Source organism: Mycobacteroides abscessus ATCC 19977, assembly GCF_000069185.1.
Taxonomy (GTDB): Bacteria; Actinomycetota; Actinomycetes; order Mycobacteriales; family Mycobacteriaceae; genus Mycobacterium; species Mycobacterium abscessus.
Genome location: NC_010397.1, coordinates 1,281,881 through 1,295,719 on the forward strand (window position 1 = coordinate 1,281,881; position 13,839 = coordinate 1,295,719).

13 protein-coding genes are annotated in these 13,839 nt (G+C 63.0%); 5 read left to right on the top strand and 8 right to left on the bottom strand.

Annotated elements, in window-relative coordinates:
• Nucleotides 1–38 precede the first annotated feature (38 nt).
• Genes MAB_RS06620 through MAB_RS06630 form a run of 3 tightly spaced genes read left to right on the top strand, consistent with a single transcriptional unit; the run spans nucleotide 39 to nucleotide 3,444 of the window.
• A complete protein-coding gene (locus MAB_RS06620) occupies nucleotides 39–1,583 on the top strand; it encodes an ArnT family glycosyltransferase (RefSeq protein ID WP_005110052.1) in 1,545 nt (514 codons plus the stop codon).
• Nucleotides 1,584–1,590: 7 nt separating this feature from the next.
• Nucleotides 1,591–2,925, top strand: coding sequence for a wax ester/triacylglycerol synthase domain-containing protein (locus MAB_RS06625; RefSeq protein WP_005059466.1), 1,335 nt, complete (start codon nucleotides 1,591–1,593; stop codon nucleotides 2,923–2,925).
• 30 nt (nucleotides 2,926–2,955) lie between these two features.
• Nucleotides 2,956–3,444: a VOC family protein gene (locus tag MAB_RS06630; RefSeq protein WP_005092949.1), complete on the top strand. Its 489-nt coding sequence runs from the start codon at nucleotides 2,956–2,958 to the stop codon at nucleotides 3,442–3,444.
• Here MAB_RS06630 and MAB_RS06635 read toward each other — a convergent pair.
• The 6 genes from MAB_RS06635 to MAB_RS06660 all read right to left on the bottom strand — a co-directional run bounded on the left by MAB_RS06635 (nucleotide 3,441) and on the right by MAB_RS06660 (nucleotide 9,450).
• Complete coding sequence (locus tag MAB_RS06635; RefSeq protein ID WP_005110053.1) at nucleotides 3,441–4,733, bottom strand: hypothetical protein; 1,293 nt, start codon at nucleotides 4,731–4,733, stop codon at nucleotides 3,441–3,443. The genes MAB_RS06630 and MAB_RS06635 overlap by 4 nt on opposite strands.
• A 27-nt stretch (nucleotides 4,734–4,760) precedes the next feature.
• A complete protein-coding gene (locus MAB_RS06640) occupies nucleotides 4,761–5,345 on the bottom strand; it encodes a DUF3558 family protein (RefSeq protein WP_071997831.1) in 585 nt (194 codons plus the stop codon).
• Between the two features lie 21 nt (nucleotides 5,346–5,366).
• Nucleotides 5,367–5,762 (bottom strand): hypothetical protein, encoded by a 396-nt coding sequence (locus MAB_RS06645; protein ID WP_005092952.1) that lies wholly within the window; start codon nucleotides 5,760–5,762, stop codon nucleotides 5,367–5,369.
• A gap of 118 nt (nucleotides 5,763–5,880) precedes the next feature.
• Entirely contained in the window at nucleotides 5,881–6,687 is an 807-nt protein-coding gene (locus tag MAB_RS06650; protein WP_005084357.1) for a hypothetical protein, read from the bottom strand.
• Between the two features lie 65 nt (nucleotides 6,688–6,752).
• Entirely contained in the window at nucleotides 6,753–9,101 is a 2,349-nt protein-coding gene (locus tag MAB_RS06655) for a TPR repeat domain-containing protein (protein WP_005092955.1), read from the bottom strand.
• Nucleotides 9,102–9,111: 10 nt separating this feature from the next.
• Complete coding sequence (locus MAB_RS06660; RefSeq protein WP_005084360.1) at nucleotides 9,112–9,450, bottom strand: WXG100 family type VII secretion target; 339 nt, start codon at nucleotides 9,448–9,450, stop codon at nucleotides 9,112–9,114.
• A 185-nt stretch (nucleotides 9,451–9,635) separates the two neighbouring features.
• Between MAB_RS06660 and MAB_RS06665 the strand changes: the two genes are divergently transcribed.
• Together MAB_RS06665 and MAB_RS06670 are read left to right on the top strand one after the other, a co-directional pair.
• Nucleotides 9,636–11,846: an MMPL family transporter gene (locus tag MAB_RS06665; RefSeq protein WP_005110054.1), complete on the top strand. Its 2,211-nt coding sequence runs from the start codon at nucleotides 9,636–9,638 to the stop codon at nucleotides 11,844–11,846.
• The gene (locus MAB_RS06670; RefSeq protein WP_005059489.1) at nucleotides 11,839–12,474 is read left to right on the top strand and encodes a TetR/AcrR family transcriptional regulator; all 636 of its coding nucleotides are present in this window, start codon (nucleotides 11,839–11,841) and stop codon (nucleotides 12,472–12,474) included. Before MAB_RS06665 ends, MAB_RS06670 begins: the two co-directional genes overlap by 8 nt.
• On the opposite strand, the gene MAB_RS06675 is transcribed toward MAB_RS06670, so the two are convergent.
• Both MAB_RS06675 and tpx read right to left on the bottom strand, forming a co-directional pair.
• Nucleotides 12,465–13,277 carry a nuclear transport factor 2 family protein gene (locus tag MAB_RS06675; protein WP_005059492.1) on the bottom strand — a complete coding sequence of 271 codons (813 nt, stop codon included), beginning with the start codon at nucleotides 13,275–13,277 and terminating at the stop codon, nucleotides 12,465–12,467. The two genes, MAB_RS06670 and MAB_RS06675, sit on opposite strands and share 10 nt — an antisense overlap.
• Nucleotides 13,278–13,294: 17 nt before the next feature.
• The gene (gene tpx, locus MAB_RS06680; RefSeq protein ID WP_005059496.1) at nucleotides 13,295–13,789 is read right to left on the bottom strand and encodes a thiol peroxidase; all 495 of its coding nucleotides are present in this window, start codon (nucleotides 13,787–13,789) and stop codon (nucleotides 13,295–13,297) included.
• Nucleotides 13,790–13,839: the final 50 nt, after the last annotated feature.

Below are 13,839 nucleotides of genomic sequence, written 5' to 3' on the forward strand. Positions count from 1 at the left end.
CCGGGATTCTATGGCACGGGCGCTATGGTGAACTCGCTATGGCGGCGGTCACTTCCCGGTACGACGACGGCAACAACATCCCTGGCGTACCGCCTGTGTGCATCGCACGTGCGGACCTGACGGCCATCACCACGCTTACCTTCCTTGTTTTCGGCTGGGCCAGCAGGGGATACGGGTACTTCTTCGACGAGGCCTACTTCGTGGTCGCCGGGCGCGACCACCTGTCCTGGGGATACTTCGATCAGCCTCCGCTGGTGCCGTTCATCGCGGGCGTCGCCGACAACATCGCGCCTGGATCGTTGTGGGTGCTGCGGCTCGCGGCCACCGCCGCAGTGGCGATCGGAACGTTGATGTGTGGGCTGATCGCGGCGGAGCTCGGCGCCGGTCGCCTGACCCAATCGCTGTCGGCGATTGCCCATGCCACCGCGATGTTTCAGATTCTGGCCCACTGGCTACAGACACCAGCGATCGATCCGGCGCTGTGGGCGGTGGTGTGTTGGCTCTTGGTGCGCTGGACCCGGAGCCTGCGGGAAAGGCTGCCCGATGATCGGCTGCTGCTCTGGGCGGGGATCGTCACCGCGATCAGCATGCAGACCAAGTTCCTCATCCCGGCTCTATGGTTTGCGGTGCTGCTGAGCGCGGCGGTCCTCGGGCCGCGGGCGCTGCTGCGTCGACGGCAACTGTGGATCGGGGCGGCTGTCGTGGTCGTGGCCACGGCCCCCACCCTGATCTGGCAGGCCGCGCACGGTTGGCCGTATCTGCGCATGGCCGCAATTGTGGCCGCCGAATCGGAGCGGGGAGCGGCGCTGTTGGGCGGCATGCTCGTCGGCTCCGCTGTTATCGGGCTGGTGTTGTTGCTAGCCGGGATCGTGGGGTTGTTGGCGTCGGCATCGTTGCGCCCGTACCGATACCTGGGATCGGCCGCGGTATTGGTCGGGGCTTTCATGTTCGCCTCGCACGGCCGAGCCCACTACGCCATGGGGCTCTATGCGCTGCTGATCGGCGCGGGTGCGGTGACGTTGTCCCGGTGGCGTCCGGCCCGGCCGGTGGCGCGTGGGGTTGTCTACGGATTTATCGGGACGGTCACGGTGGCATCGGTGGCCATGGCAGTCATCCGGCTGCCCATCGTGTCCGAAGCGGCTGCCGCGCGCTGGTTCGCCTGGGCAGGCGGTATGGGCCCGACCATGCTTGCCGAAGGTGATCACTCCACGGAGGCGTTCCGGCAGGTCGCGCGGGATACCTACGATTCGTTGCCGGCGGACGTACGTCACCGTACGGCTCTCGTCGTGCAGATCTATCCGATGGCCGCCGCCTACGACGTCGAGGCCGGACGCGCGGGAATTTCCCGTGCCTACAGCTTCCACCGCGGCTACTACTACTTCGGGGCGCCGCCGCAATCCATGACGGACATGATGTATGTCGGCGTGGACGATCCCGATCCCAAACTTGCTCAAGGCTTCCGGGGTGTGCAGCGGATCGAGCTGTTGCACGCGGCGGGTGAGGACGAGGCACATGTGTATCGGTACTACGGCAGAATTGCGCCGTGGCAACAGCTATGGGACGACTGGCGCACCTACAAGTAGGCGTTCGATGACGATCGAACAGATGGCCCCGCGCGACGCCCAGATGTATTGGATGTCCACGAAAATCCCCAACGATCAGTTCCTGCTGTTCTGCTTCGATTCGCCGACAGCCGACCTCGATACCGTGCGCTCGGTGATCGCGGCCCGCGCGGCCCGGATCGCGGACCTGCGGGTACGGGCCGTCGACGTCGCCGGGCACCTCGATTACCCGTACTGGGTTCCGCGTGATGAGTCGCAGCTCCCGCTGACGGTGCATACGCTGGCCGATGCCAGCTGGCCGCAGTGTCGATCGGCCGTGGCCGCGCTGCTGTCCAGCACTGTCGATATCCGCGAAAGCCCATGGCATTTACATCTTTTCCCGGGCGTGAAGGGGGCGCCGCAGGTTCCCGGTCCGGCACTTGTCGCGGTGCTGCAGGTGTCGCACGCCCTGGCCGACGGGCAGCGCTCCACCGCTGCCGCGCGCGCATTGTTCGGAGACGGGATGCCGATGAGTGGCTCGTTGCCCGCGGTTCCTGCGCTCGCCACCGTGCGTGCTCTGGTGGGTTTCCCGGTGAAGTTGGGACGATTGCTGCGCGCGAGCAGGGACGGGTACCGGGCCTACAAGAGGCAGCAGGAGCTTGTGTCGGCCGGTGCGTTGGAGCCGGAACCGCAAGGCTTCCCACTGATTTCGCTCAATGCCCGGCCCGATCATCGTCGGGAAATCCGGATGATCGTGCGTCCTCGGGAGGAACTTCGTGCCGCCGGAGTCAGCGTGACCGTCGCGGTCATGACGGCGATTGCCGCCGCACTACCGCGGTACCTACGTGATCACGGCCAGTGGGTGCCGGACAGGTTGGGTGCTGAGGTGACCGTCGCTGAGCCTGGAGAGTCTGCGGCCCGCAACAACTTCCGCAACGTCGGCGTGGACCTGTGCTGGGACGAGCCCGACTTGCGCGTCCGGGCCCGCCGGATCGCCGACGGTATCGAAAGCAGGCGCCGTCGTGCCGCGCACCCGGTCCTGGTGGCCCAGCGTGCGGGTGGCTCGGCACTTCCCGCGCCGATGATGTGGGCGGGCGTGAGCGCCTTCGACGCCGACCTCATGCCGCCCACGGTCGCGGGCAACACCGTGGTGTCGAGTGTGGTGCGCGGTGCCGCCGATCTTGTCCTCGGCGGGGGCCGGGTGGCGTTCACCGCCGGGTTCCCGGCGCTGTCGCCGGTGATGGGGCTGACGCATGGTGTGCACGGGATCGGTGACACTGTCACAGTGAGTGTGCACACGAGTGCGGCGGTGCTGCCCGACGCTGACCATTACGAAGCCTTGTTGGCCGGCGCTCTTGACGAGGTTTCCCGCCAGCTGCGATGAGTTTTGGTACCGGCACCGGTCGATACCGGTATGCCAACAATTACTCCTTGCCTATGGTTCGACACCCAAGCCGAAGAGGCCGCCAACTTCTACGTGTCGGTGTTCCCGAACTCGCAGATTCTCGAAGTAACCCACTACGGGCCGAACACCCCCATGCCTGAGGGCACGGTGCTCACTGTCGAGTTCGAACTGGACGGGCAGCGGTACACCGCCCTCAACGCGGGACCCCAGTTCACCTTCGACGAGGCGATCTCATTTCAGATCGACTGCGCATCGCAGGAGGAAGTCGATCGGTACTGGGCGGCGTTGACCGCAGACGGGGGACAGGAGTCCCAATGTGGCTGGCTCAAGGACAAGTTCGGGCTCTCCTGGCAGGTGGTCTCGCGTGAGCTGATCGATCTGATCTTCCATTCCGATCCAGTGACGGGGAATGCCGCCATGCAGGCCATGATGCAGATGCGCAAGCTCGATGTGGCCGTCGCCCGGGAGGCGGTGGCCAAGGCGCAGGCTGGCTCCTAGTCGTCGTCGCCGAAGTCGACGTTCCAGCCCATGGACTTGTAGCGGCGCTTCTCCGACTCGCGGCGCTGCTTTTCGGCGCGTTCGTGCTCGCTCCAGTCGCCGATGACGCCGGGGGATGCCTTGGGCAGATCGCCGAACAGCTCGTTGCCGTTGTCCCAGTTGATCAGGAACTCCGGGGTCTGGTGTTCGTCGTCCTCTTCGCCGTGGCCGCCGCGCCCGTGCGCACCGCCCATTGGGGCCATGCCCATGCCGCCCATGCCCATTGCGCCGCCGCGGACTCCGGCGCCACCGATGCCGGTGGGGTTTGTTCCCGCTCCGCCGCCGAGGCCGGGAACGCCCGCGCCGCCGCGCAATGCGCCTGGGCCGCTGAGGGTACCGGCGCCTGAACCTGAGCTGGAGGGCGAGCTGTAACCGGCCGCGGTGGTGCTACCCAACGGCAGACCGGAGCCGGTCTTATCTGAGCTGCCACCAAGACCGCTGAGGGCGTTGCCCAGACCGCTGCCCGAACCGCCGGAACCACTTTGGGGGCTGCCGCCGCCCGCACCACTGCCGCTACCGGCACCTGCGCCCTGGCCTTGTCCGCTTTGATTGCCCGAGCCATCGCTGAAGGCGGGCTTGGTGTTCTTGTCGGCGAGTCCGTCGGTGAGCTTGCTCAGATCGCCCGAGCCCTGACCGCCGCCTGAGCCGCCGCCGTTTTGGCCGCCTCCGCCACCGCCGCCGGTGCCGGATTCGGATCCGTTGGCGGGTTGCTGAAGCGTGATGTTTCCAGGGTTATTGCCTTGCGGGGGACGAACATCGGTGACGTTGTCACCTTCGCGCACCACTGGTTCGCTGAACAGGCCGACCATCTGAAGGCGTGCAAAGAACTGCTCTTGGTTTTTCCGCTGCTGTATGTCGGCGTCCGACGATCCGGACTTCTTGAGCTGCGAGATCTGGGCGTCGGACATCGGCGGCTCGATGCTCCGCTTGGCGGCGCTCATCGCGTCGGCAAGAGGGGGCATTCTGTCGGCCACGTGCCGAATGCTGATGATGCCCCTCTCCGAGGCTCGGAAATACTCGGACATGTTGGCCTGTAGGGATTTCGCGGCTGCCCCGCGCCAGTCCTCGACCAGAATGCCCTGCACCTTGCCGCCGAGCGTGTGCATGATGTCGCCCAGTTGCTCGGCGATGCTGTTGATCGATTCCTGTGCTGCCTGCGGGTTGCCGGTCTGGAAAGCCTGGGCGGCGTTGTAGATCGACTGGTGGTCGTGGCCTTCCCAGTGTTCCTTCTGGATCTGCTTCTTCCCCACGTCTTCTCCTCCTGAAAACTATTGGCTCTAAGGTATTTTCGGCTCGATCTGCTTCATGATTTGCAGGGCCAGCGGGCATTGGTCGTAGTGCTGCTCGGTTAAATCCAGGTTCAGATCGACCTGGACGGCGGCGATGGCTTGTTCAGATGGAATGGCCACCGTGCAACTCGCACCGTTGACATTGTGTACGAGCCATCCAGATCGCGTACCAACGGTGACCGGCTCGTGACGGTCCCACTTGTCATTGGGCTGTGCTAGTTGCGACAACGGTGTGTCTACCGCATACACCTTGACGCCCCATTTAGGTCCGTCCCAGATGCAACCTCGAACGTTCTGGCCGAACGCGGTGGCGTGTGCGTCACGTTTGTCGGGTTTTACTTCCCACGTTGCAACATCTGCGTCGGTAATCGCGGTGCACGCATCGAACGTTGTTCCTGCTACCGGGTCGCGGTCGGTACTTCTTGTTGAGGGCGACGCGCTGGCAGACGATGAAGATGAGGTCAACAAGGTTGAGGCGGAACCGGTAGGAGGAGTGCCCTGGATTCCGTCGTGTGTACATCCTGCAACGAGCGCAGTCGACGTGGCGACGACAGCGATCCACTTAATCTTCATTGGTTGAGTCTTCCTGACCTGTCAGCTGGTGGTGGGCGGCGGGTAGACGCCCAGACCATTGCTATCGATCGTGTCGCCTCTAAGCTGCTCGAACGACTCCGCATTGCGGTGCTCGGTATTGTCGTACTCGTTCTGCGCGACCTTGGCCCACTCGGCCCAGGTCTTCACAGTCTTAATATGTGCATCAATGACTGAGGTGACTGAGTCTGACGCGCCGGTTACCAAGTCGTTCAATGCGCTGTTCCAAGACGTGCCTTCTGCGCATGCACCCATGCCGAGTTCAACGTCAAACGCAAGTGCGTCTCGGCGGAGCGCTTCCAGCTTGTCCACGGCGCCGCTGAACTCCTGGGACACCTTCATCGCGGCGCCAGGCGCCAGGTGTAGCTCGTTCATATCGAGCCCTGATTCTCCGGGCATGGACGCTCCCCTCGCTGGTCGTGCGGACATGTTTGTCCTACTAATGGCTACGACGCTAGGGCACGTGGTTCGGTTCCATGTTTTTCAAACGATTTTGAAACAGCAGCTTGAGGCGCTGTTAGGTGCCCGCTGCAGGCCAGCCGGGATCAGCGGGCAGAGTCGGGAAGTCGCTGCGAGGGTGATCGCCGACCGTAATGAAGTTCCCCTGTCCTGTGAGAAGGTCAGGAGCCCGCTCGCCGCAGGCGTTGAGAGTGAGGCGAAAGTCATCCAGTGGCCAGTCTGACCGCTGATCCATCCAGGATGCGATGCCTAGGCTGTCTGCTGCGCGGATTTTCCAGCCGCCGAATATGTCGGTCGAGGGATTGGGTGCGCTCCCCTGTTGAGACTTTTTGGTGGGATCCGGTTCGAACGGTGGTGGCGGCGTAATGGTGATCCGGACAGCCAAGGTGCCGACGCCAGCGCGTACTGACCACATCGAATTCGAGGGAAGCCGGTTCGGGTAGCGGTACTGGCCATTCGGTGCTAGCACTCCAGTGCCCGTATCCCACACACACACTTTTGCCGTGTAACCCGACGTTGGATCGCCGGTCAGGGACAGTATGTGTTCTCGCCAGGTGCCTACGATCGGAGTGGCGATCTGGAAGCCGCGGCGCTCCAGTTGCGAGTCGCCGGTTACGAGCGGCCGTATCAGCGGGCTGACGTTTGGGCCGTTTTGTGGGACGGCGTGCTCGAAGCCGGGGTAGTAGTACGCCGGGTTGGCCATGAGCCCGCCGACTACATAAGACTCGCGGTAGGCGCGGACGATCACGGCAGGACCTGTCAGCAGATCGATGCCGGGCTCGGCAGACCAGCGAATACGCAGGTCTTTAGTAAGCCCGGTAAACGGGATCGGTGGTTGCTCAGTGGGCGTGCAACCCGCCGACATCGAAACGATCGTCGCCAGCAAGCCGAATAGTATGCGGGCCCCTGCGTGCCTTTTCCGAGGGTGGGTCATTCGGTTGTCTTTACAGCGTTGTTGTATGCATCAATCAGCGGCTGAGCAGAGCCTGCATCCCCTGGTATCCGGCGAAGGGCTTCATTGACCATGGTGTGGTATTTGTCTGAAGTCAGGTGCTCGTAAACGGGACGATCGTCCGGTCCCTTCATCTGTCGCAATTCCTCCAAGGTGCCCACCCGCATTACTCCCGGGTGTTTGGGGTCCGGCACGAGCATATTCGGGGGGAACTGTTCGGGCCGTAGGACTCCCGTGGCCGCGTATGCGTTCAGCAGTTGCTGCTGGCCGTACGCCGGATTCAAATTCGGTACCGTCGTGTTTGCGGGCTGGCCGGGTTCGGGCGCCTTCCCGACGATGCTGTCCTTGAGAGCGTCGGACATGATTCCAAAAGGAGTAGCTGCTTCCGCCGGTATCGGCAGGATCTTGGTGATGGCGCCGTACGCGGTCTCTTTCAGTCTCTGTAGGTCCTTAGCGTATTGCTCCTTGGAGACCGTGTCAGCCTTATGTTGTGCATCGTTGCCTGCGGCCAATCCAGCGTCTGCCAGGCCACGGAATCTCCCCGCCTGATCCAGGTCTCCGATTTCGCCTACACCAGAATGCTTTACCGCTTCTGCGTAGTGATTCGTGGCCATAACCGAGTCCCCGTAGAGCGCTCCACCTAGCGTGGTGGCTGCTTCCGCATTCGTGCTCAGCACCTTGAAAAGTGCCTTGGCCTGCGGCATGGAACCATTGCCAATGGCGTCATCGGTATCCAAAGCATTGTCGAAACCTGGAGTGCTGCCGAATATCGCGGGATCGCCGCCACCGATGGCGGCTGTGTATGGCGCCAGGCCCCAGGCCATGCCTTTCACCAACTCGGGGCTGAGTTGGCCGAGTGTCTTCGTTCCTTGGCCGAGGCCCTGGTTGTCGTTGGCGGGCAGCGCGTTCAATTCCTTGTGATCGGCCACATAACTGGCATACGCGTGCGCAGTTTCCCCGGAGAGTTTGGCCTGATCCGCGGAGACTCCCGGCCCCACGTGAGCTGAGTCGTGAGTCCAGCTCATCAAACTGCCCGCAGCCTTGCCGCCGTCGGTGAATTGATGATGCGTCAAATCACCTAGGAACTGGTCATTACGCTTACCTTCCGGGTTGACCATCATGTCGTGATCGACAATGTGGTCCCGGCCAGCCGAAGAGAATATGTTCTGAATCGTCGAGTCCGCGGCGCCTTCGTGGCTGTCGTGATTTTGATTCTCGAAGTGCAAGATGTCTGCACCGCGTTGCATGAGCCTTCGATCGAGCTCGGTACCGTTTTGGAAACCGGGATCCCCGTCTTTGATGACATCCGAAAGCCTGTCCAGGTTGCCAAGGGTTGATCCTTGGGTAATGGGAGCGGTTCCCTGGCCGGGGCCCTGAGACACGTAGCTGAAGCCGGGAGATTTGTCATTCAACGCCTCTTGAACCGAGGTAGGCAGCTTGTCATACCCGCCTGTTGTGAGTTCGGTAGTGGATCCCTGTGCGCCGGGCCGTAATTCGGTCTTCGCGTAGCCGTATTGATTCGAACCCATCATCTGCAGTGCGTTGCCGATAATGCTCTTGTTGTTACCCAACCGCTGTTCGGCCCGGTGAATGTCCTCCACCGACATTCCGTTCATCTGTGCCTGCAGCTGACCCAACACCTGCTGCTGCGGACGCGTCAACTGCACTGGCCGGCCCGCATCGCGATCCGCGATCTGCTCCGGGCTAAGGATTGATGCTGCCTGGACACGCGCCTTTTGCTCTTCGGTGGCGGTTCCGGCGAGAACGTCGTGGACATCGCGTTCGGCTTGTTCAGGTGTCCCCTCAGCGATCTGTTTCTGGGCCATGGTGTGCCCGCCGGTGCCTTCGTCGAGCACCCGAGCCAGGGAGTCGTCCAACATCTCGCCACGGGCCACGAGGCCGGTCACTCGCTGCTGGAGATCCTTCAGCTTGTCGATGACCTTCTGTAGCTGTTCTTTATTCAGCCCGCTGATGTCCGGGGGCGTCACCGCATTGGTCTTGGGATTGATATCCACCTTCGGGGGAGCTGCGGCGTACGCCAAGAAGGCCCCGATGTCATCGGCCAATGTTTGCGACTCTCCATAGGCCTTATTGGCATGCATCGCGACATAAAGCGCCTCGAAACCAGCATTGTCGAAGCGGGCGGCCGAGCGTTTCATCGCGTCCCTTGCGGCCTCGCCGGCATCGCCCTGCCACGTGGACATATCGACGATCGCCTGTACCTTGTCCGCCGCCTGCTGGCTGGCATCACCACGCTTGGATGCCGCGTCTGCGAGCGCCTTGATATGTGGCGGCCATTCCTGCAGTTCGGCCAGTGTCATCCCCATACGAGTCCCCCTAAACCTTGCCTTCCGGTCCCGCGCGCTTGATCAGGTCGCGATTGGCCTCATCGCGCGCCACGAACTTCTGGGCAGACGAGATGTGACCATCGCCGTGACTGGTGAGTTCGGTGTGGTGCTCGGCGCTTTCCTTCTCCCAGTCGGCGATGCGGCTGCTCAACGCACTCGCCGAGCGTGCCGATCCGAAGCCTGCCTGCGCGTCCTTCATCGCCCGGTGCGCAGCGTCGTGCACTTCCTTGAGATCGTCTGCGTGCCCGTGCAGCTGCTTGCCGTGGTTCTGCAGTTCAGTGGGGTCAACGTGGAAAGAATTGCCCGAAGGCCCCGAAACGCTCGGCATGGCTGGCTCTCCCTTGATCGACACAAACCCCTATGTAAATATCCGACGGGGTAGGGGCTGATTCGGTTCCACGTTGTTCAAGATTTCTCTCACCACCTAAGCGGCGCATCCGCCTCAACCACCCTTGACCGTCTAACTTATCGCTGATAACTTAACGCCGTTATTCTCCGGCGGAAGGCGCGATGATGCTCGAACGTTTGGCTCGATCGGTGATCGCGGCGCCCCGCCTCGTTCTCGGGATGGCGCTGCTCATCGCGATCGCGGCGGCCCTCTTCGGCGTTCCGGTGACCAAGCATCTGGCCGCCGGTGGTCAGCAAGACCCGAACTCCGAATCTGCCTATGTGACCAAGGCTCTCCGAGACAAGTTTGATATCAGCGACCAGTCTCTGGTCTTCATGCTCACCAGCGAACAAGGCGTCAAGAGCCCGCAGATGCGTGCCGTCGCAGCAGATCTGGAGCGCCAGCTCAAAGACTCCGGCGTGGTCATCAACCTGACCTCGGCCTGGACGGCGCCGCCACAGGTAGCCGAGGAACTGCTGGGCGCCGATGGCAAGGCCGGATTGATCGTCGCCGGGCTGACCGGGGGCGAGAACGACGCGCAGAAGCACGCGGCAAAGCTCATCAAGTCTCTCGCGGTGGACCGTGACGGGGTAGCGGTCAAGGCCGGCGGTGTCGCCACGCTCTACAACCAGATCGTCACCCAGTCCGAGAAGGACCTGCTGGTTATGGAGTCGATCGCGATTCCGATCAGCTTTGTGGTGTTGGTATGGATATTCGGCGGCCTCTACGCGGCCCTGTTGCCTCTCGTAGTCGGAGTGTTTTCCATCGTCGGCGCCATGTCGATATTGCGCGGGCTGACGTATGTCACCGATGTGTCCGTGTTCGCGCTGAACCTTGCGGTGGCAATGGGATTGGCGCTGGCGATCGACTACTCCCTGCTGATCATCAGTCGCTATCGCGAGGAGGTGAATGCGGGCAAACCGCGCGATGAAGCGCTGGTCCTGACCATGACCACGGCCGGACGGACCGTGCTGTTCTCGGCGCTGACGGTTGCGCTGGCCCTGGTAGCGCTGATCCTGTTCCCGATGTACTTCCTCAAATCGTTCGGATACGCCGGTGTAGCCGTCGTCTTCGTTGGCGCCATCGCCGCGCTGGTCATCGTCCCGGCGGTAGTCACCCTGCTGGGCGACCGGATCGACGCCCTGGACGTGCGCCGCCTGATCCGCAGGGTCCTGGGAAGGCCGGAACCCGTCGCCAAGGACGTCACGCAAAGCTTCTGGTACCGGACCACCAAAAGGGTTATGGCGCGCGCTGTTCCGATTGCCATCATCATCGTCAGCGCATTGGTGGTGCTGGGCCTGCCGTTCCTCGACGGCAAGTTCGGATTCCCGGATGACCGGGTCTTGCCCGCCTCGGCCTCGGCGCATCAAGTCGGCAACGAGATGCGCCGCAACTTCAACAACAACAGCTCCACCAACTTGTCCGTCATCGCCGAGGGCGTCGGTTCGGTGCCGCCGAGGGAGATCGACGAGTACGCCGCGGACCTGTCGAATATCGAGGACGTCAAGGAGGTGGCCGCACCCACCGGTGCGTTCATCCGGGGCATGAAGGTGGGCCCGTCGGCAAGTGCAACCGGAATCAAGAATGACACAGCACTTTTCACGGTTCAGACCGCCGCCAAGCCGTACACGGAGGCCGCCGAGCGCCAGCTCGATGCCATCCACGCACTGCCGGGCCCGGCCGATGTCTTGGTCAGGATCGGCGGGGGAGCCCAGTTGGATCGTGACGCCGTCGACGGCATTGTGCACAAGCTGCCCCTGGTGCTGGCCATCATCGCCGTCGTCACCTTTGTGCTGCTATTTCTGCTAACGGGTTCGGTGGTACTGCCTATCAAAGCGTTGGTCCTCAACGTGCTGTCGTTGACGGCCACCTTCGGCGCGCTGATCTGGATCTTCCAGGAGGGACACCTGGGCGGGTTCGGCACCGAGGTCACCGGCACCATCGTCGCCACCATGCCGATGCTGTTGTTCTGCATAGCTTTTGGGCTATCAATGGACTATGAGGTGTTTCTCATCTCGCGCATCCGCGAGTACTGGATGGCCTCCGGGCGCACCCGGGCCGACAACGACGAGGCGGTGGCGCTCGGTGTGGCCCGCACCGGCCGGGTGGTCACCGCCGCGGCGCTGATCATGGCGATCGCCTTCGCGGCACTGATGGCTGCGCAGGTGTCCTTCATGCGGATGTTCGGTACCGGACTGACCATCGCGATCCTGGTGGACGCCACCATCATCCGGATGCTGCTGGTGCCGTCGTTCATGCGGCTGCTGGGACGGTTCAACTGGTGGGCGCCCAAGCCGTTGGTCACGCTGCATGAACGGATCGGATTCAGTGACTAGGCGGCAGCGCGCGTCCCGCGGCTCGGGCGATCGACTGCGCGACGAAATAATCGACGCCGCAATCGCTCTTGTTTTGGAGACCAAGGAATTGCGTGCACCGTCCATCCGTGAGGTGGCACGCAAGATCGGTGTCACCCCGCCTTCGATCTATCTGCATTTCGCCGACAAGGACGAGCTGATGGATGCCGTCTGCGGCCAGTATTTTCAGCGTCTCAACGACAAGATGGTCGAGGCGGCCCGCGGCGACATCACCGCGCTGGAGCGTCTGCACGCGCAGGGGATGGCATACGTGCGCTTCGCCATCGCGACACCGCTGATGTACCGGCTGGCCACGGTTACCCAGCCAGAGGGTGAGCTCGACGAGACCATGGCCAGTGCGGCATTTGCGCACCTGCACAACGGAGTCAAAGAGCTTGTCACCGAGGGGCTATACCCCGAAGGCGACACAGTGGCGATGGCCCTCCAGCTATGGGTGGCCGCGCATGGTGTTGCCTCGATGCTCGTCACCAAACCGCATCTACCGTGGGGGGATCCCGAGGAATTCGCCAGCGAGGTACTGCGTGCGGCGTGCCTGGGGCAGGCGGTCAGCGATATTGACCTGACAGAAGTGCTGCCGCGTCAGAAGTAGAGCCGCACCGACGCCAACGTGCCCGGCGCCGCCGAATTATCCGAGAACTCGAAGAGTCCAATGCCACGGCGATTACCGAGATGCACCGTGGCCGATACCGAGGGCCCCGCGGCCAGTAGTTTATCCACGGTCAAAGAGCTTGCTGCCGAGGCGAACTCGGCCAGTGATGCCTCGGATACTCCGTCCAGCGACAGTGCGGCCTCGGGTGCGAGCACAGTGGTGACCGTCGGGATATCGCGGGCGGCGAGCGCCGCCGTCAGCTCCTGGACGCGCTGCTTGCCCGCCGCGTGCACGCCCTTGAGTCCGCGCATGAATCCCAGCACCCCGTTGAGTCCCTGGTTCTTCAGCAGCTGCGGTCCCAGCTTGGCGCTGGCCAGCAGCCCGTCACCGCCGGAACCGAGCAACTGGCTGATCATGGCGCGTAGTTCCCAGTAGGCGAATAGCCGGTCGATCTTGAGGGACGAGGCCGGGCCGTCCTCGACGACGTCGTAACGCAGATGCATGGGGATATGCATCGTGACGCCGGTGGACATGGTGGTGTGAATAGTCAGATCGCGCAGCACCGACATTCCGGCGACCACATCGTTTTCTACGTCGAAGACGATCGTGTTGGGCGCGATGAAGGTGTCGTAGAACTTGCCGATGGCGGATTCGCCGATATGTGGCCGCGAACCCACCGGGTCATTCACCTGGCCATAGGTGGCAAACAGGCCCACCCAGGTGTCCTTGTCGTGAGCACCGACTGCTGCTGGCGACGCCTGCACGGTCGCCAGCAGCTCATCGGCAAATGGGGCGCTGGACACGGTTCCTCACAAACCGATCAGGACAGTGCCCCGAGCACCGCGTCGTAGTCGGGTTCCTGGGCGATCTCCGGAACCAGCTCGGTGTAGGCGACGTTGCCGTCGGCGCCGATCACGACGATGGCGCGGCCCAGCAGACCGGTCATCGGGCCGTCGGCGATGGTGACGCCGAAGTCCTCGCCGAACGAGCTCCGGAACGCCGAGGCGGTACCCACGTTCTCGATGCCCTCGGCACCGCAGAAACGCTTCTGGGCAAACGGCAGGTCCTTGGAGACACACAGCACCGGTGCGCCGGCCTCGGCGGCACGCTGGTTGAAGGTGCGTACGCTGGCCTGGCAGACGGGGGTGTCGATCGAAGGAAAGATGTTGAGGATCACCGGCTTATCCCGGTACTGATCGCTGGTGACGGGGCCGAGATCGGCGCCTACCAGCTCAAATGCCGGGGCAGGAGAGCCGACAGCGGGAAGCTCGCCGACCGTGTTGATGGGGTTTCCGCGCAACGTGATCTGTGCCATGGCCCCAGTGTTCCAGAGTTCGGGTGCGGATTGCATCAGCGGGGCTAGGT

Bases quoted from the DNA above. Each gene is read 5' to 3' on its own strand.
- MAB_RS06620 (WP_005110052.1), top strand. From the start codon at position 39: ATGGCGGCGGTCACTTCCCGGTACGACGACGGCAACAACATCCCTGGC.
- MAB_RS06625 (WP_005059466.1), top strand. From the start codon at position 1,591: ATGACGATCGAACAGATGGCCCCGCGCGACGCCCAGATGTATTGGATG.
- MAB_RS06630 (WP_005092949.1), top strand. From the start codon at position 2,956: ATGCCAACAATTACTCCTTGCCTATGGTTCGACACCCAAGCCGAAGAG.
- MAB_RS06640 (WP_071997831.1), bottom strand. From the start codon at position 5,345: ATGAAGATTAAGTGGATCGCTGTCGTCGCCACGTCGACTGCGCTCGTT.
- MAB_RS06645 (WP_005092952.1), bottom strand. From the start codon at position 5,762: ATGCCCGGAGAATCAGGGCTCGATATGAACGAGCTACACCTGGCGCCT.
- MAB_RS06650 (WP_005084357.1), bottom strand. From the start codon at position 6,687: ATGTCGGCGGGTTGCACGCCCACTGAGCAACCACCGATCCCGTTTACC.
- MAB_RS06655 (WP_005092955.1), bottom strand. From the start codon at position 9,101: ATGGGGATGACACTGGCCGAACTGCAGGAATGGCCGCCACATATCAAG.
- MAB_RS06660 (WP_005084360.1), bottom strand. From the start codon at position 9,450: ATGCCGAGCGTTTCGGGGCCTTCGGGCAATTCTTTCCACGTTGACCCC.
- MAB_RS06665 (WP_005110054.1), top strand. From the start codon at position 9,636: ATGCTCGAACGTTTGGCTCGATCGGTGATCGCGGCGCCCCGCCTCGTT.
- tpx (WP_005059496.1), bottom strand. From the start codon at position 13,789: ATGGCACAGATCACGTTGCGCGGAAACCCCATCAACACGGTCGGCGAG.